This window comes from Empedobacter sp. R750 (genome assembly GCF_030324345.1).
In the GTDB taxonomy this organism is placed as follows: domain Bacteria; phylum Bacteroidota; class Bacteroidia; order Flavobacteriales; family Weeksellaceae; genus Empedobacter; species Empedobacter falsenii_C.
Window position 1 is genome coordinate 23,545 of the sequence record NZ_JACAGF010000019.1, and the last position, 18,099, is coordinate 41,643.

Annotated in this window: 16 protein-coding genes; 6 read left to right on the forward strand and 10 right to left on the reverse strand. The window is 31.9% G+C overall.

Features of this window, described 5'->3' with window-relative positions; all coding sequences use genetic code 11:
- Nucleotides 1-18: 18 nt before the first annotated feature.
- A complete protein-coding gene (locus tag HXZ74_RS15140; RefSeq protein ID WP_038335663.1) occupies nucleotides 19-1,719 on the forward strand; it encodes a ribonucleoside-diphosphate reductase subunit alpha in 1,701 nt (566 codons plus the stop codon).
- Between the two features lie 55 nt (nucleotides 1,720-1,774).
- On the opposite strand, the gene HXZ74_RS15145 is transcribed toward HXZ74_RS15140, so the two are convergent.
- The 3 genes from HXZ74_RS15145 to HXZ74_RS15155 all read right to left on the reverse strand — a co-directional run bounded on the left by HXZ74_RS15145 (nucleotide 1,775) and on the right by HXZ74_RS15155 (nucleotide 3,528).
- A complete protein-coding gene (locus tag HXZ74_RS15145) occupies nucleotides 1,775-2,227 on the reverse strand; it encodes a hypothetical protein (RefSeq protein ID WP_115001233.1) in 453 nt (150 codons plus the stop codon).
- A gap of 76 nt (nucleotides 2,228-2,303) precedes the next feature.
- Nucleotides 2,304-2,642, reverse strand: coding sequence for a 7(1) septoil knot domain-containing protein (locus HXZ74_RS15150; protein WP_286476188.1), 339 nt, complete (start codon nucleotides 2,640-2,642; stop codon nucleotides 2,304-2,306).
- A gap of 223 nt (nucleotides 2,643-2,865) precedes the next feature.
- On the reverse strand, nucleotides 2,866-3,528 hold the full coding sequence (locus tag HXZ74_RS15155) for a DUF2490 domain-containing protein (protein ID WP_286476190.1): 663 nt from the start codon (nucleotides 3,526-3,528) through the stop codon (nucleotides 2,866-2,868).
- A 165-nt stretch (nucleotides 3,529-3,693) separates the two neighbouring features.
- On the opposite strand from HXZ74_RS15155, the gene HXZ74_RS15160 reads away from it, so the two are divergent.
- Together HXZ74_RS15160 and HXZ74_RS15165 are read left to right on the forward strand one after the other, a co-directional pair.
- A complete protein-coding gene (locus HXZ74_RS15160; protein ID WP_280062993.1) occupies nucleotides 3,694-4,338 on the forward strand; it encodes an MgtC/SapB family protein in 645 nt (214 codons plus the stop codon).
- Between the two features lie 5 nt (nucleotides 4,339-4,343).
- Nucleotides 4,344-4,634, forward strand: a complete 291-nt coding sequence (locus HXZ74_RS15165; protein WP_280062994.1) for a hypothetical protein — start codon at nucleotides 4,344-4,346, stop codon at nucleotides 4,632-4,634.
- 135 nt (nucleotides 4,635-4,769) lie between these two features.
- Here the strand turns inward: HXZ74_RS15165 and HXZ74_RS15170 are convergent, their stop codons facing one another.
- Together HXZ74_RS15170 and HXZ74_RS15175 are read right to left on the reverse strand one after the other, a co-directional pair.
- Nucleotides 4,770-5,351: a MiaE family protein gene (locus tag HXZ74_RS15170; RefSeq protein ID WP_115001228.1), complete on the reverse strand. Its 582-nt coding sequence runs from the start codon at nucleotides 5,349-5,351 to the stop codon at nucleotides 4,770-4,772.
- Nucleotides 5,352-5,421: 70 nt separating this feature from the next.
- Nucleotides 5,422-5,823 (reverse strand): hypothetical protein, encoded by a 402-nt coding sequence (locus HXZ74_RS15175; RefSeq protein WP_180906228.1) that lies wholly within the window; start codon nucleotides 5,821-5,823, stop codon nucleotides 5,422-5,424.
- 98 nt (nucleotides 5,824-5,921) lie between these two features.
- Between HXZ74_RS15175 and HXZ74_RS15180 the strand changes: the two genes are divergently transcribed.
- Nucleotides 5,922-7,160 carry a glycosyltransferase gene (locus HXZ74_RS15180; protein ID WP_286476192.1) on the forward strand — a complete coding sequence of 413 codons (1,239 nt, stop codon included), beginning with the start codon at nucleotides 5,922-5,924 and terminating at the stop codon, nucleotides 7,158-7,160.
- Between the two features lie 19 nt (nucleotides 7,161-7,179).
- Here the strand turns inward: HXZ74_RS15180 and HXZ74_RS15185 are convergent, their stop codons facing one another.
- From HXZ74_RS15185 to HXZ74_RS15200, 4 genes are all read right to left on the reverse strand, one after another.
- Nucleotides 7,180-7,692, reverse strand: a complete 513-nt coding sequence (locus HXZ74_RS15185) for a hypothetical protein (RefSeq protein ID WP_286476194.1) — start codon at nucleotides 7,690-7,692, stop codon at nucleotides 7,180-7,182.
- A gap of 78 nt (nucleotides 7,693-7,770) precedes the next feature.
- Nucleotides 7,771-9,210, reverse strand: a complete 1,440-nt coding sequence (locus HXZ74_RS15190; RefSeq protein WP_038335674.1) for an MBL fold metallo-hydrolase — start codon at nucleotides 9,208-9,210, stop codon at nucleotides 7,771-7,773.
- Nucleotides 9,211-9,347: 137 nt separating this feature from the next.
- Nucleotides 9,348-9,935: a methyltransferase domain-containing protein gene (locus HXZ74_RS15195; protein WP_038335675.1), complete on the reverse strand. Its 588-nt coding sequence runs from the start codon at nucleotides 9,933-9,935 to the stop codon at nucleotides 9,348-9,350.
- 8 nt (nucleotides 9,936-9,943) lie between these two features.
- Nucleotides 9,944-10,747 carry a sulfite exporter TauE/SafE family protein gene (locus HXZ74_RS15200; protein WP_038335677.1) on the reverse strand — a complete coding sequence of 268 codons (804 nt, stop codon included), beginning with the start codon at nucleotides 10,745-10,747 and terminating at the stop codon, nucleotides 9,944-9,946.
- Nucleotides 10,748-10,968: 221 nt separating this feature from the next.
- Here HXZ74_RS15200 and HXZ74_RS15205 point away from each other — a divergent pair, with 221 nt between their 5' ends.
- Both HXZ74_RS15205 and HXZ74_RS15210 read left to right on the forward strand, forming a co-directional pair.
- Entirely contained in the window at nucleotides 10,969-12,291 is a 1,323-nt protein-coding gene (locus tag HXZ74_RS15205; RefSeq protein ID WP_038335678.1) for a M16 family metallopeptidase, read from the forward strand.
- 14 nt (nucleotides 12,292-12,305) lie between these two features.
- Nucleotides 12,306-14,348, forward strand: coding sequence for a M16 family metallopeptidase (locus tag HXZ74_RS15210; protein WP_286476196.1), 2,043 nt, complete (start codon nucleotides 12,306-12,308; stop codon nucleotides 14,346-14,348).
- A gap of 229 nt (nucleotides 14,349-14,577) precedes the next feature.
- Here the strand turns inward: HXZ74_RS15210 and HXZ74_RS15215 are convergent, their stop codons facing one another.
- Nucleotides 14,578-17,868, reverse strand: coding sequence for a cytochrome c biogenesis protein (locus tag HXZ74_RS15215; protein WP_038335680.1), 3,291 nt, complete (start codon nucleotides 17,866-17,868; stop codon nucleotides 14,578-14,580).
- Nucleotides 17,869-18,099: the final 231 nt, after the last annotated feature.

The following is an 18,099-nucleotide window of genomic DNA, read 5'->3' on the forward strand; positions in this document are numbered from 1 at the left end:
ATTATAAATTCTAAAACTATGGACAATCCAATACCACACGACGACATTCAAAACATATTTTTTGACGGTGAAGCACCAAAATTATGGTGGAAAAACTCTGAATCAGAACAAATTTTGAATAGAGGTTATTTATTGAAAGGAGAAACAGTTGAAGGAGCTATAGATCGTATTACAGCTGCGGCTGCAAAGCGTTTATACAAACCAGAATTGCAAGAATCTTTCAAAGAAATGATAGAAAGAGGTTGGATGAGTTTATCATCTCCAATTTGGGCTAATATGGGAACAGAGCGTGGTTTACCAATTTCTTGTTTCAATGTTCATATTCCAGATAGTATTGAAGGAATTACGCATAAATTAGGAGAAGTTATCATGCAAACTAAAATTGGTGGTGGTACTTCTGGTTATTTTGGTGAATTGCGTGAGCGTGGAGCAGCAATTACAGATAACGGAAAGAGTAGTGGTGCTGTTTCGTTTATGGAATTGTTCAATTCTGCGATGAATGTGGTTTCTCAAGGTTCTACACGTCGTGGAGCTTTCGCAGCTTATTTGGATATTGACCATGATGATATCGAAGAATTTTTGAAAATTAAATCGATCGGAAGTTCAATTCAGAATTTATTTTATGGTGTTTGTGTACCAGATTATTGGATGCAAGAAATGATTGATGGAGATGCGGATAAACGTCAAATTTGGGCGAAAGTTTTAGAATCACGTCAAGAAAAAGGATTACCATATTTATTCTTTACAGATAACGTAAATAAAAATAAACCACAGGTTTACAAAGATTTAGGAATGTCAATCAACGCTTCTAATCTTTGTTCAGAAATTATGTTGCCTTCATCTGCTGATGAATCATTTATTTGTTGTTTATCTTCTATGAATTTGGAGTTATACGACGAATGGAAAGATACAGAAGCTGTACGTTTAGCAATTTTCTTCTTAGATGCAGTTTTACAAGAATTCATCGAAAAAACAGAAGGAAATCATTATTTAGCATCAGCTAATCGTTTTGCAAAACGTCACCGCGCATTAGGTTTAGGAGTATTAGGATGGCACTCTTATTTACAACGCAACATGATTCCTTTCGAAGGGATGGAAGCGAAATTACGCACAACAGAAATTTTCAAACATATTCAATCTAAAGCAGACAAAGCTTCAGAAGAATTAGCACGTATTTATGGAGAACCAGAAGTTTTAAAAGGTTATGGTCGTCGTAATACGACAACTTGTGCAATTGCACCAACTACGTCTTCTTCTGCAATTTTAGGACAAACTTCTCCAGGAATTGAGCCGTTTGCTTCTAATTATTACAAAGCAGGTTTATCGAAAGGAAATTTTATGCGTAAGAACAAATATTTGACAAGATTATTACGTGAAAAAGGAATCGATAACGAGGATATTTGGCGCGAAATCATGTTGAATGGAGGTTCTGTGCAACATTTAGAGCAATTGACAAAAGAGGAAAAAGATGTGTTCAAAACATTCAAAGAAATTTCTCAATTAGAAATTGTTCAACAAGCAGCAATTCGTCAAAAATATGTAGATCAGTCACAATCATTAAACTTAAATATTCCGCCAGATTTACCTGTGAAGGAAGTTAACCGTTTGATGATCGAAGCTTGGCAATTAGGTGTTAAAACATTGTACTATCAGCGTTCACAATCAGTTTCTAAGGAATTAGTTGCAAACTTAGTTTCTTGTTCTTCTTGTGAGGCATAATAGGAAATGATATATTTTTATTACAAACAGAAAATCCGCTCATTGAGCGGATTTTTTAATTTAAAGAATTTATATATTGTTTATTGTATTTGAATTGAAATGGAATTCTAAAAGATTTTGCGATAAATTCTCCGTTTTCGTCTTTCGTAGGAATAATAGTCTTTTTCTTTTTTTCTAAACTCGTAAGATATCGTTCAAAAGCTTCTTTGGTTATTCTTTGATTTTCTGGACTACCAAAATATTCTAAAGAAATAAACTTTCCTTTTTCATCAACTATAAATCTGATTTCAACTTTCAAGTCTGCATAAAGAATTTTGTCTCTACTTAGAATATAAGTTGCAGATTCTGCCAATTCATTCACTAACTTCTCTAAAAAGCAATTTTGTAAACTCTCATTTCCTTTTTTTACAAGTTTTTCGCATTTTGGGTAAATCAGCATTGTTTCAGTTTTATTTTCTTGTGCGAAACAAATTGTGTTAAAGAGTAAAAAAGTAAATAAATATTTCATTCTAAAATTTCGCCAAAGATAGAATTAGTAATTTGAATTAATAATGAAAGTAGTCATGTTTTACAAGATCGATTCATCAATAAAAATAATGCATTTTACTTTTGTTTCTCCAACCAGCTTGACTTTCGTTTTTCACAAAGAACACTTTTACATCTGCCTGGCTAGCTAAATCTACAAAGTAGATGTTAAATTTTGCTTGACTTTCATATTTTGCGAAAAACCATTTTCCGTTGTTACTGTCTGATTTGGAAGAAGAATTTAATTTGAAAACCTTCAAATCTGCTTGCGCTTCTGTCTTTACCACAAATACTTTTACGTCAGCCTTACTTTTTAGATTTACACTGAAGAAGGTTTGTGCATTTGTTTGTGCAGAAAAAAGTAGAAATATTATTAAAAGACTTAGTGAAATTTTCATATAATCAAATGTAAATCATGTTTCTAAGATAAACTATTTCAAAACAAAAATTAAAAAGAATTACCATTAAATAGAAAATCGATTACATAAATTTTCGTTATTTCTTAAAATCTAAAATCTAAAATCTAAAATCTAAAATCTAAAATCTAAAATCTAAAATGTAAAATCTAAAATCTAAAATCTAAAATCTAAAATCTAAAATCTAAAATCTAAAATCTAAAATCTAAAACGGATTATTAATCGTCAATCCAATCATCAAATGATCGGTATGAGATGTTTTCAGACTTTGAAGCATGTAACCAGCTTCCAAACTGAAAGTTGGCGAAATAACGTAACCAAAGCTTAAACCAAGTCGATTTCTATCAAACGTTTTATCTTTTACAGCTTGCAGAAAAATCTCGTCATATGCTTTCAAATACCACGTATTTTCGATCAATTTTGCATTATTTAGCGGAACAGTTGCAGTCAATTGATAACGAAATCTAAATTGTGTATCATTTTCTAAAAAGCGTTCTTCAACACGAAATCGATGCGCGAAATTAAAACGTTGTAACGCATGTTTTGTATTAAATTGTTGATACAAACGATGCTCGTGACTATGAGCATAATCATCTGTAGCAGTAGGAGTTCTGTTTTGAATGTAGGCGTAACCAGCTAAAATTGTATTATTATTTTCGGTTAAATTGTATCCTATTCCTCCTCGAATCAAAAGTTGATTCAATTGATCTAAATCTTCGTATGAGCGATATTGTATATCCGACTGAAAATTAAAATCTTTATTGATTTTTTGATTGATATTTAAGGCATTCCAAGTCCTGAAATTACTTTCTTGCGCTTGTACCCCGAAGCTAGCTAAAACAATAAAACTGGCTAATATTTTCTTCATTCATTCAATTTTAACGAAAATATAAAAAGCTTTGAAAATGATTCGTGTCATTTATCATTTTCTCAATGATTAAGTTTTTTTTCGCTTTTATTTAAACAATTATCTTGAAATTGGAGAGTGAAAAATTCATCAAAGTTGTATATTTAAGTTGTAATTTCTGTGATTATGGAAGAATTTTTAGCAAAATCGATTCAAAATGATTTGATTTTAATTTGTATATCGATTATAATTGGCGTTTTGATCGGTACGGAAAGAGAATATCGCAACAAATCTGCCGGATTAAGAACATTCATTTTAGTTAGTTTTGGATCTTGTTTGTTCACAATTCTTTCGATCCGAATTGGAGTAGAAAATCCAGATCGATTGGCAGCAAATATCATCACGGGAATTGGATTTTTAGGAGCTGGAGTAATTTTTAAGGACGATAATAAAGTTGCAGGAATTACGACCGCAACTACTATTTGGGCGACCGCGTCGTTGGGAATGTGTATTGGAGCGGGTTATGTTTATTTAGGTTTATTGGGAAGTGTTATCGTTTTGATTATTTTGGTTGGTCTAACCTATCTTCAAAATTATATTGATGATTACCATAAAATTAAAAACTATACAATTCTCACAAAGTCGAAAGAGGAATATGAATATAGCCAAACATTGTTTAAAAAATTTGATTTAAAATTTTCAGTTGCTAAACAACATGCTACAGATGGAAATGTTTCTACAACTTGGTTGGTTAGAGGTAAAAGTAAACAGCATAAAATGTTGATGAAACAATTATTAGATGATAAAATTATAAAAACCTTTCAATTTTAATTAGAATGAAAAACCTAACAGAAGACAAAAATATCTGGTTAGATGAACCAGAAGATCACGATTTTCCTGCTGCGCAAGATTATTTGGAATTAATTTTTAAACCTGAAATAGCTGTTTCGCTTGCAAATAAATTATCGGAAGCCGAAACAATCATCAAGAAATCCAAAGACATTTTCAGAGCGAGTAAATTGAGTTTGCTTCCTTTGGAAAATAGACATGTTCAAGAGAATTTCAAAAAAATAAAAGCAAATAAAAAGCTTTCTCCAATTTTATTGGTGCGATCTGAAACGAATTAATCATTGCAGATGGTTATCACCGCTTGTGTTGCAGTTATTATTTGACGGAAGATTTAGACGTTCCTTGTCGATTGATTTATGTTGAATAAAAAAGTGAAATCAAACCTTGATTTCACTTTTTCTATAATCTAAATTCTATCCGTGTATCGCTTCTTTATTTCCGTAAGATTGAATCAAATTTCCTTCAAAATCCAACCATTCTTTCCAACGTTTGTCCACATCAACATCAGTGGAAAGTTTTCGAGCAAAATTTAAAAAAGTTGTGTAATGATTTGCTTCCGAAACCATCAAATCATAGTAGAATTTTGCTAATTCTTCGTCATTAATATTTTGCGATAATGTTCTGAAACGTTCACAACTTCTAGCTTCAATCATCGCTGCGAATAACAAACGATCTACGAAAGCCATATTACGAGAACCATCTTTTTTACAAAATTTCATCAACTGACCAACGTAATCATCTTTGCGCTCGCGACCTAATTTGTATCCACGACGCTCAATAATTTCTACGACCATTTTGAAATGTTGCATTTCTTCGATGGCAATATCTGACATTTCCTGAATAAATTCGTCATGTTCAGAATTATACGCAATCATTGTAATCGCATTTGTTGCCGCTTTTTGCTCACACCACGCATGATCTGTTAAAATTTCCTCTAAATTTCTTTCCGCAATATCAGCCCAACGTGGGTCTGTCAAAAGTTTTAATCCAAGCATTTTTCGAAAAATATTAAGTCCAAATTTACGAAATTATATTGTTTAAAGATTGAATGTGAAAAATCGTCTATTAAATGATTTTCTTTTCAATCATTTCTAACATCACATCCGATGCGTGTTTGAAAGTTGGTGCTTGTTCTGTTAAACTTGCTGCATTTTTTTTATTCACTTTAAAAATCAAATCTTTTTCAGTTGTAAATAATAAAGCGTTTGTAAATGGATTTTTGATGTAAGAACTCAAAATTAAAAAAGTCTGGTCAACACTATGAAATTGCTCAACTTCTTCGGTTTTATAACGAAAAGTGAAGGCAAAATTGTACTCATTATTTTCTAAAAGATGTAAACGAACAAAAATATTTTTAAGATCAGTATCTCCAATAGTTTTGGCCATTGTCAATTTTGCAAAAGTTCCTTCTTTGATACTTGATTTTACTTGCTCGAAAAATTCTTCAAAAACAGTTTGATAAGACATTTTATATAATTTTAGCTGCAAATTTACATTAAAATAAGCCAATTGGGTGCATTATATTTAATCTTCCGATTAACAAACAGAAAGCGTAATTTTGTTGAATGAAAAAACTATTAATCATTGGTCAAGTTTGGCCAGAACCAACTTCTTCTGCCGCAGGAACTCGAATGATTCAGTTAATTGATTGTTTCAAAAAAGCTGAGTTTGAGATAACTTTTGCGTGTGCTGCTTCAAAATCTGATTATAGTTTTGATTTGATTTCGAAAGGAGTAAAAGAAGTTGAAATTCAGTTAAATGATGAAAGTTTTGATGATCTTGTTAAAGAATTAAATCCTGAAATTGTTCTTTTTGATCGTTTTATGATTGAAGAACAATATGGTTGGCGCGTTTCGAAAGAATGTCCAAATGCATTGAAAATTTTGGATACAGAAGATTTACATTTTCTACGAAATGCGCGACAAGAAGCAACCAAAAAAGGAATAGAATTTACAGAAGATTTATTGTTTTCAGATTTGGCAAAACGAGAAATAGCTTCTATTTTACGTTGTGATTTATCGTTGATGATTTCGAAAAAGGAAATAGAAATTCTACAAAATCAATTTAAAATTGATAAAAAAATCTTGTATTATTTACCTTTTTTAGAAGATGAAATTACAAATAAAAAAATCAATTCTTGGAAAAATTTTGAAGAAAGAGAACATTTTATGTTTATCGGAAATTTTATTCACGAACCTAATTTTAATTGTGTTCAAACCTTAAAAAAGGAAATTTGGCCAATTTTGAGAAAGAAACTTCCGAAAGCTGAATTACATATTTACGGTGCTTATGCAACGCAAAAAGTTTTGCAATTGAATAATCCTTCCGAACGATTTTTTATCAAAAATAGAGCTAAAAATGCACAAGAAACGATGTCAGATTACAAAGTTTTGTTGGCGCCAATTAATTTTGGTGCTGGTGTAAAAGGAAAGTTTGTAGATGCAATGCAAACTGGAACGCCTTCGGTTACGACAACGATTGGAGCAGAAGCAATGAAAGATAATTTCGATTGGAATGGTTTTGTAGAAGATGATTTTGAGGCGTTTGTAGAGAAAGCTGTTTTGCTTTACAATAATGAGAATGAGTGGAAAATTGCTCAACAAAATGGAATCAAAATTCTGAACGAAAATTACAATAAAACTAAATTTGAAGCTGATTTTTTAGAGAAAATTATATCGATTGAAGAAAATTTAATCCAACATCGAAATCAAAATTTTATTGGTCAAATTTTGCAACATCATCATCATCAAAGTACAAAATATATGTCACTTTGGATTGAACAAAAAAATAAAAACCTTCCGTAATAAGAAGGTTTTTTTATGATTATTCTACTTTGAAGCTATTTACAATTTTTACAAAATCGCTTTTCATTATTTCTTGATTTTCGAAACTGCAATATTGTAAAATCTGATAGACAAATTCTTTCGTTTCGATTACAGTTTGTAGGAAATAAATATGCCCAGATTCTGGTTCATTTGTTTCAAATTCGGCATAAGCATAATTGAATCTTTTTTCGTAAGCTACATATGGTTTTTTGATGTATTTAAACCCTTTTTGTGTTGTGTAAGGCTCGATAGAATTTAGCGTATAATCAATCATATCCAAATTAGAATCTGCCAATTTTAATTCATCTTTGTGCTCAAAAATCACAAAACCATACGAATTTGGCTTTGGAGCAAGACTTTCAAATTGAATAGTTGCATAATCATTTAACCCAACTGTACGCTGAAAATCTTTCGGAATAGTTAATGCAAACGATTCAGCTCCATGTATTTTCTGTTGAGCAAAAGCGGTAATACATGTAAAAAGAGTGGCGATGAATAACAATTTTTTCATTGGATGAATTTAGATGACGAATATAAAAAAAGCCTTGTTTATCACAAGGCTATAACGTTATTTTTTAAAATAAATTGTTTATTTCGTTGAACAAGAATTATTTCCTGATTGACAAGGCGAAGTTCCTTCTACAATTTTTACACCTTCAACTTCTTTTATTTTACCAAAACCTCCAGCAACGTCAATCAAATTTTCGTAACCACGAGCGCGTAAAATTGAAGTGAAAATCATCGAACGATATCCTCCTGCACAATGTACTAAATAGGTTTCCTCTGGATCGATTAATTTCATTGATTCGTTGATGAAATCTAATGGAGCTGTAATCGCACCTTCAACGTGAGAAGTTTCGTATTCACCTGGTTTACGAACGTCCAAAACTTTTAATTCAGTTTCGTCAACTAACTCTGCAAATTCTTCTGGAGAAACCGAAACAATTTCATCAAAATCTTTCTCTGCTTCAACCCAAGCTTGGAAACCATTGTTCAAAAATCCGATTACATTGTCGTATCCAACACGAGCCAAACGCGTTACCGTTTCCTCTTCTTGACCAACTTCTGCAATCAACAAAATAGGCTGTTTGATATCTGTAATTAATGTTCCAACCCAAGGTGCAAAATTTCCTTTAATTCCGATATTGATAGAATTTGGAATAAATCCTGCGGCAAAAGTTTGTGGATCGCGAACATCTAAAATTAAGGCATTTGTGTCTTCCGCAACTTGAATAAATTCGTCTGGAGATAAAGCTTTATTTGCACGTTCTTTTACAACATCCAAAGATTCGACACCCAATTTATTCATCATTACATTTTCTGGAAAATAGAATGGAGGAGGCATTAATCCTGACGTTAATTCAGTAATAAATTCCTCTTTTGTCATAGTAGGATTCAAAGCATAATTTACTTGTTTTTGATTTCCTAATGTGTCAAAAGTTTCTTTACTCATGTTTTTTCCACAAGCAGAACCCGCTCCATGTGCAGGATATACGATAATATCATCAGCCAAAGGCATTATTTTGTTTCGTAACGAATCAAATAAATAACCTGCTAATTTTTCTTGCGTTAAATCTGTATTTAATTTTTGAGCTAAATCTGGACGACCAACATCACCAATAAATAAAGTATCTCCTGTAAAAATTGCATAATCTTTACCGTTTTCATCTTTCAATAAATACGTTGTACTTTCCATCGTATGACCTGGCGTGTGCAAAGCTGTAATGGTGATATTTCCTAAAGAAAAAACTTCGCCATCTGTTGCGATATGTGCATCAAAATTTGGCTCTGCAGTTGGACCATAAATAATTGTAGCACCAGTTTTTTGAGCTAAATCTAGATGTCCAGAAACGAAATCTGCATGAAAATGCGTCTCGAAAATGTATTTGATTTTAGCATTGTCTTTTGTCGCTTGATCGATATAAGATTGTGTTTCTCTTAACGGATCAATAATTGCAACTTCACCATTGCTTTCTATATAATAAGCACCTTGCGCAAGACATCCGGTGTAAATTTGTTCAATTTTCATAAGAATGATTTAGTGTGTAAAAATACAAATATTTAAATTTAGAATTTTCCTCTGATGGATGAATTCTGATACTTTTCTTCTATTTAAACTCAAATAAGATTGATAGTTAGCCTAAAATTTATGAATGAAATCATAGGTTATTTGGCAATCTTTTTTAGATTAATAAATAATTCAGTTTTTGCTCTTGGCGGAATAGAATTGTAACAATTTTCCATGACTTTGAAATCAAAATAATCGTTGAAATACGTCTGATATTCAGTTTTATCACCTCCAAAAGGCGGCGTGTCATTTCCGAATTCTCTGTTGAATAATACACCAACTAATTTTCCGTTTTCGGCTAATAGTTCGTTCATTTTGATACTATAACTTTGACGTAATTTTGGATCTAATGCACAGAAAAAAGTTTGTTCTAAAATCAAATCAAATTCACCATCTAACTCAAAAAAGTCTTGATGAAGAACTTTGATATTGGGAATATGTTTAAATTTTTCTTTAATTTTTTCGACTACAATTTCCGAAATGTCAATCAATGTAATATTTGTAAAACCTTGTTCCAAAAGGTATTCTGCTTCGTAAGCATTTCCACAACCAGGAATCAAAATACGGATATTTTTATCTTCTAATTGATCGATATACCCTTTTAGCGGAGTAGAAGGAGCTTTTAAATCCCAACCAGTTTGATTTGTGGTGTATTTATCGTTCCAAAAATTTTCGTTCAGTTCCATACTTTAAATTATTGAATTATAAATTCTTCGATGAACATAAAAATTGCCATTAAAATAATAAAGATAGCAAATGTTCGCTTTAGAAATTGTACTGGTAAAAATTTGTTGATGTAGGTTCCGACAAGAATTCCAACCATAGAAATTCCAATGAAAACACTCAAGAAGCTCCAATCAATTTTGATGTGTAAAGCATCACCAATAAAAAATCCGATAAGTGAATTGATGGCAATAATTACCAATGAAGTTGCCGAAGCTCTTTTCATATCTAATTTTGCAACCATCATCAATGCCGGAACAATCAAAAAACCACCGCCAGCACCAACCATTCCTGTTAATCCTCCGATTAAAAATCCTTGAATTAATAAAACAGGATTTAGCTTATCATTTTTCTGATCAACTTCTACATCTTTTTTGCCTTTGAGCATTGACATAGCTGCGAAAACCATCAGAATAGCGAATAAACCAAACATTGCCATTCGGCGTGTGACGATAAAATCGCCTATAGCAAATAAATTACTTGGTAAAGCAGGAATTAAAAATGCACGAACCAGTGTAATTCCAACAACAGCTGGTAAACCAAATTGAAAAACGACTTTCCAATCAACCATTTTTTGCGAAGCTTGCTTTATTCCTCCAATCAATCCTGTGGATCCAACGATACATAATGAATAAGCAGTAGCAATTTTTTCGTCGAAATGAAAAATATACGCTAAAATAGGAACGGCTAAAATAGATCCACCACCACCAAGAACTCCCATAATTAGTCCGATGAAGAAGGCGCCTACAAAACCAAAAAACTCTATAAAATCCATTTTTTTTCTCTCGATTTTTACAAATCTATAGCAAATACAATAACAATTACTATAGGTATATTATGAAATATTGTTGTAAATTAATACAAATGCCTACTAAATCAATAGACGTGTATTATTTTACTTTTTTTAATTATTATGCAAATTTGGTGTAACATTTTCAAAAAAACTGCTACTAATGTTACATAAGCATAATAGATAAAAAACTTAAAAACTACTAAATGAAGAAAATTTTTATGTCTATCTTATTTGCAGGATCAGCGTTATTTGGTCAGCAAATAAAATTTGATGAGTATACTCTACCAAACGGATTGCATGTTATCCTTCATCAAGATAATTCTGCTCCAGTTATTACAACAGGTGTGATGTATCACGTAGGTTCGAAAGATGAGCAAGTTGGTAAAACAGGTTTTGCACACTTTTTTGAGCATTTATTATTTGAAGGAACAGAGAATATTAAGAGAGGAGAATGGTTCAAAATTGTTTCTTCTCACGGAGGTTCTAACAATGCGAATACAACAACGGACAGAACATATTATTACGAAACTTTTCCATCAAATAATTTAGAATTAGGATTATGGATGGAATCTGATCGTTTGCGTCAGCCAATTATTAATCAAATTGGTGTCGATACACAAAAAGAAGTTGTAAAAGAAGAAAAACGTTCTCGTTTGGACAATCAACCTTATGGTAAATTTTCGTACGGAGAAGCAGTTAATCCTCATGTTTTCAAAAAACATCCTTACCGTTGGAGTGTAATTGGTTCTTTTGAGGATTTGAGTAATGCTAAATTAGACGATTTCAAACACTTTAGTCAAACTTTTTATGTACCAAATAATGCTGTATTAGTTGTTGCGGGTGATTTTAATAAAGACGAAGCAAAGAAATTAATTGAGAAATATTTTGGTGTAATTCCAAGAGGAAAAGATGTTGTGAAAACTGTTGTGAAGGAAGATCCAATTACATCAGAAATTCGTGCAACAGAATATGATGCAAATATTCAGATTCCTTTATTAGCGATTAATTATCGTACGCCAGACAACAAATCAAAAGATGCTTATGCATTAGAAATGTTATCAAACTATTTAACCGGTGGAAAATCATCAGTTTTATATAAAAAATATGTTGACGAGAAAAAAGAAGCATTACAAATTTTTGCTTTCAATCGTCAAATGGAAGATTACGGAATTTATTCAATCGGAATTTTACCTCAAGGAGAAGTTTCTTTGGATAAATTAGAAGGAGATTTACAACAAGATATAGAAAAAGTTCAAACAAATTTGATTTCTGAAGAGGATTACCAAAAAATCTTAAATGGAATTGAAAATAGTTTTGTGGCTTCAAAATCGGGTGTTCAAAACATTGCACATGCTTTAGCGGATGCTTATATGTTGGGCGGAGATACAAATAAAATCAACGAAGAATTGAAAATTTATCAATCTGTAACAAGAGAGGATATTCGCAATGTTGCTAAAAAGTATCTAAACAAAAACCAACGTGTAATTATTCATTATTTACCAGAATCTAAAAAAGCTGCAAAATAAAAAACAACCGAATTATGAAAACAAAAATATTATCTCTTGCAATCGCTTTTATGGCAGTTAGCTTAAATGCGCAAGTGGCGATTCCAATGCCAAAACCAGGTCCAGCACCAACAGTTAATTTAGGGAAATCGAACGAATTTAAATTAAAAAATGGTTTAACAGTTATCGTTGTTGAAAATCATAAATTACCAAGAGTTTCTGCGACATTAACTATCGATAATCCACCATTTGCATTAGGTGCAAAAAAAGGAGCAGAGTCGTTGTTAAGCGAAATGTTGGGAACAGGAACAAAAACAAAATCGAAAGATGATTTCAATAAGCGTATTGAGTTTTTAGGAGCTCGCGTTAATTTTTGGGAAGAAGGAGCTTCTGCAAGTTCTTTGACTAAATACTTTAACGAGATTTTTGGTTATATGGCAGATGGAGCTATGAATCCAAACTTTACTGAAAGTGAATTTGCTGATGTTAAAAAACGTTACATCGAAGGTTTAAAAGCTGATGAAAAATCTGTAGAAGCAGCAGCATCTCGCGTTTCGAATATATTAGTTTACGGAAAAAATAATCCTTTCTCAGAATTTGATACACCAGCCCAAATTGAGAAAATTACATTGCAAGATGTGAAGGATTACTACAACACTTACTACAAACCGAATAATGCTTATTTGATTGTTGTTGGAGATATTTCGACAAAAGATGTAAAAGCATTGGCGGAGAAAAACTTTAATTCTTGGCAAACAGGAAAATTAAATATTCCAGCATTTCCAAAAGTAGAAGAAGTTACAAAAACGGAATTAAATGCGATTAATATGCCTAACGCAGTGCAATCTGTGGTTTCGGTTTCGTATCCAGTTCAGTTGACGAAGAAAGATCCAGATTATTATGCAGCGTTAATTGCGTCATCTATTTTAGGAGGAGATTTCAATTCAAAATTGAATATGAATCTTCGTGAAGCGCATGGTTGGACATATGGAGCACGTGGTGGAGTTTCTGATTCTCGTTACGTTGGGCGTTTCAATACAAATGCGACAGTTCGTAATGAAGTGACAGATTCTGCAATCGTTGAGACGATGAAAGAAATCAAAGGAATGACGTTAAACAAAATCGATCAACAAACGTTGAATGATGTAAAAGCGAAATTCTTAGGAAACTTTATTTTGACTTTAGAAAGTCCTTCTACGGTTGCGAGTCAAGCATTAACGAAAAAGACAAATCAATTATCAGATAGTTTTTATGCAGATTATATCAAAAATATTAATGCTGTAACAATTGATGATGTATTACGCGTTTCGAAAAAATATTTCCGTCCAGATCAAGCAAAAATCAATGTAACAGGGAAATTAGAGCAAATTGCTCCAGCTTTAGAAAAGTTAGGTTACCCAGTTAATTACTACGATTCTTTCGGAAATAAAATAGATAAACCAGCTTCTGGTGTAAAAACTACAACAGTTTCAGTTGCTCAAATTACAGATAATTATTTAAAAGCAATTGGTGGTGCGGATAAAGTAAAAGCTGTAAAATCTATTGTTCAGAAAGGAAAAATAGAGACAATGGGACAGAGTGGAGATTATATTGTAAAAGCAACTTCAAATAAAATTGCAACTTCATTTACGATTATGGGAATGACGTTTAAACAAGTTTTTGATGGGCAAAATGGTTATATGTCACAAGCAGGTCAAAAAATGGATTTACCAGTTGAAATGACAACGCCTTTAAAGAAAACAAATCCATTATTCTTTCCTTTATCAGAAGGGTATAAAACGGCAAAAGTCGAAGGTATTGTTAGCGAAGATGGAGTTGAGTATTATAAAGTTTCTGCACCGGAAATCTCTCGTACAGATTATTATGATGTGAAAACAGGTCTATTAAAAAAGACAGATGAAGTTCAGAAAACACCTCAAGGGGATGTAATTGTTAATACAAAAATTAAAAATTACAAAGCTTTTGATGGAATATTGTTTCCTTCAGAGTTAATTACTGAAACAGGTCCGCAAACGATCAAAATTGTTATCGATTCTGGAGAGATTAACAAAAATGTAACTGAAGCTGATTTTAAATAAAACAATTCTTTTAAATATTTTTCAAATTAAAAAGGTAATCCGAGTTTTTGGATTACCTTTTTTTAGTTTTATAAAATATAAGCTTCTTCTAAGAATCTATTTTGTATCATTAATAATATAGATTTCTCTAACGTCTAGGTTTTAAAAATTATATTTAATGATTATTAAAACCAAAATAAAAAAAGCTCACCTTTCGATGAGCTTTTAACATTTATAATATTCAAAGAAATTAATCTTTTGATTTTACATGGTAAACTTTGTTTTGTAAATACCAAGCCGCTAATGTTAAGGCTAACATTGCTACTGCTGTTGCAGGAACCCAGAATGGGATTGGAATTGGATCTCCGGCTGCGTAAGAGTGTAATCCAGATAAGTAATAGTTAACGCCAAAATACGTCATAATTACTGTCCAAACTGCCCACATTGCAGCAACGTTGAATGCAAATTTTCCTCTTAAACCTGGAACTAAACGCATGTGTAAAACAACTGCATAAACAATTACTGAAACGAATGCCCAAGTTTCTTTTGGATCCCAAGACCAGTAACGTCCCCAAGATTCGTTTGCCCACATACCGCCTAAGAATGTACCGACAGTAAGCAAATAAATACCGATTGTTAACGACATTTCTGAAACGTAAGTCATTTCTTTTAGAGAAATTTCAATCTTTTTATTTGGTTTAATCATCATGATAATTAATGAGAAAACCCCTAAAATAGCACTTAATCCAAAGAAACCATAAGATGAAACGATAATCGCAACGTGTACAATTAACCAATATGATTTTAGAACTGGTACTAATGGTGTAATTTGTGGATCTAACATAGAACCTCCATGCGCAAATCCCATCATAATTACAGCAACCATAGCTCCTGTTGTAGGAATAAATGCGTTTCGGTTTTTGTATAATAACAATCCAGCTAAAACACTAATCCATGAAATAAATACAATGGCTTCGTAACCGTTAGACCAAGGTGCGTGTCCCGTTAAATACCAACGAACACCAAGTCCTGCGGCTTGTATGATAAAGACAATAAATATTAATCCCAAACAAACATTGATAATTCGATGCAGTGCTTTGCTTTCTGAAAATAACTGAATGAATGATAAAATCATTAAAACTCCACCAACCATACAATAAGCAATCATCACCCAAAAGAAAACGTTGTATTTGTTGTATAAAACCTCAATCTCAACTTTTGTTGGAGAAGGCACAACATTTTTACCCCATTTTTGTTGGTATTTATCGATATAATCTACCGCATTATCTGCAGGCGTCCAATTACCATTTTCTAATCCTTTCGAAACCATGTTAAAATAAACACTAATCATTCCAAGTGCCATTGTATCGATTTCTACAGGATTTTCTTGTGTTTGATAAATCCAAGAAGTCCAACGCTCTGAAGGATCATTCTGAACTGGAATTATTTTTAATTGATAACCTTTTGCAGTTTGATCTAAAATATTGAAACGCTCTGTAACTTTAATTACTTCCTCATCAAATTTAGAACGCTCTGAAGGTTTTCTTGAGAATGCTTCGTTATAGGCTTTGTCTAATTTGAAACGAGTTGTTTTTGGATCAATCAAATTCATTAAAGATGTGTAACCATCTTCATTTGCGCTTGTAATTTTCTTTAAACGATCACCACCTTTATCACCAACTTCAATCATCGGAGCATTTACCCAATAAGCAGGATCTAATTGCAAAGAAATAAACCATTTATTGGCAGATAATCCGTGGAATTTATCTTTTTTGTAAACTTTTCTAAGGATTTCTAAAGCTTGCGTATTAACAGGTTTTATACGTCCTTCGATATCTTGTGTAAGTAAATGACCAAATTTATCAGCGTGCTCGTCCGGAATTTTTACGTTCTTCGCTAATTCATCACCATCAGCCATTTTTGTAGAAAAACTACCAATATGTTCTGATGAATGAACATTACCTTTTTCCGAATCAGTCTGAATTTTTTGATGTCCATTTTTTCCTCCATCAGTAGTACTTGGATTTTGAGCAAATGCTAATCCAGAAAGTAAAAATAATGGAAGTAAAATATTTACTTTTTTGGTATGTAAACTTTTTAATAAAGAGTTTAATTGTGTAAAACGAGTTCCTTTCCAGAATAATGAAACAAACATTCCCCCAAATAATAAGAAGTATCCTAAATAGGTAATGTTAGTTCCCCACCAGTCTTGGTTAACTTGTAAAATAGTTCCGTCTTCTGTTGGGAAATAACTCGATTGGAAGAAACGGTAACCTTTATAATCCATTACATTGTTCATATAAATGTGATGTTTTGTTTCTTTTCCCTCGTCGATAACTGTAATGTTAGATTCGAAAGAAGAAGGATTTGTAGAACCAGGATAACGATCTAAAATAAAGTCATCTAAACGAATACTAAATGGAACTTTCACTAACTTAGAACCGTAACCTAACGAAATATTCATTCCGTCAATTTGTACATCAGCAGAATAATTTGTGACACCTTTTCCACCAACAATCGTCACTGTATCACGTTTATCACCAACAATAACTTCGGCTCTAATTGCACCAGGTAGATTTTTTTCTTCTGCTTTAAATTTAGAACCTTGTCTATATAAAACTTCACCTTTGAAAGCCGGATTTGGAACTACAAATTGCGCTCCGTTGATTGTATATAACGAACGTAATTTTAATGGAGCTGGAACATTAAATTCAACTTTTCCAGCACCTTCTTGCAATTTCTGCATGTCTGTAATTTGTCCAACTTGTTGTCCAGCCATTTGCACATATTCTCCTTCGAAAGGCGATTTGATAACCAAATTTTCTCCTTCTCCAGTAATTTGTACAGCACCATCTTGCGGTCTATTGTACGAAACTAAAGTTCCATTAACACTTTTGATTTCACCATTTCTGATGAAAACAGAATTACGTCCAGTTTGTCCAACTGTCACAATTTCTAAAACATTAATTCCTTCTTTTTTTCTTACAACTGTATCTAAAGCGTGAGGTACGTAATCAAAAGTTTTTAATTTAATGACTTTATCTTTGAACTGATATTCACCTTCAAAGTGTCTACGGAACAGAGAACTTGTACTATCTTTTCTGTCAAAATACGTCATGTTGTATTGATGATTGTCGTACGCCAAACGTTGTGTACCATCATCAACCATCATCTTGAAATAAGATTTGTACGATGTAATTTCGTTACTTGTTCCTCCTTCTGGAATAGGCATTTCACCCTCGAAACTGATGTAACGAGTAATTCCTCCTCCAATAAAAATAAACAAAAATGCTAAGTGGAAAACCAATAAAGGCAATTTTTCCTTTGACCATAATCGGTATCGTTTGATATTCATTAAGAACAAAACGATCAACCAAATCATTAATACCTCAAACCACTTTGCCTCGTAAATAACAGCTTTTGCAGTAGCCGTATCGTAGTCATTTTCAATGAAAGTGGCATAACCCATGGCGATTGCGTAGATGAATAGCAAGACCGTCATGGTTCTGGTAGAAAATAGATATTTTTCTAATTTACTCATTACTTATAATTGATTTACAAAAATAGGTGAGTTTATCAGATAAAGCATTAAAACTTAAATGATTTTTATTAGAATCAATGAGTTAATAGAATGTTAAATATGTTGTACCGAAATTGATTTTAAATGTTTGAAAAATACACTGTTAATCAGGAATTTTTATAAAAAAGTATTTTCTTCAAAAATAATTTGTTAAGAAAATATTTAGAAATATCAAAAACATATCTTAAAAGG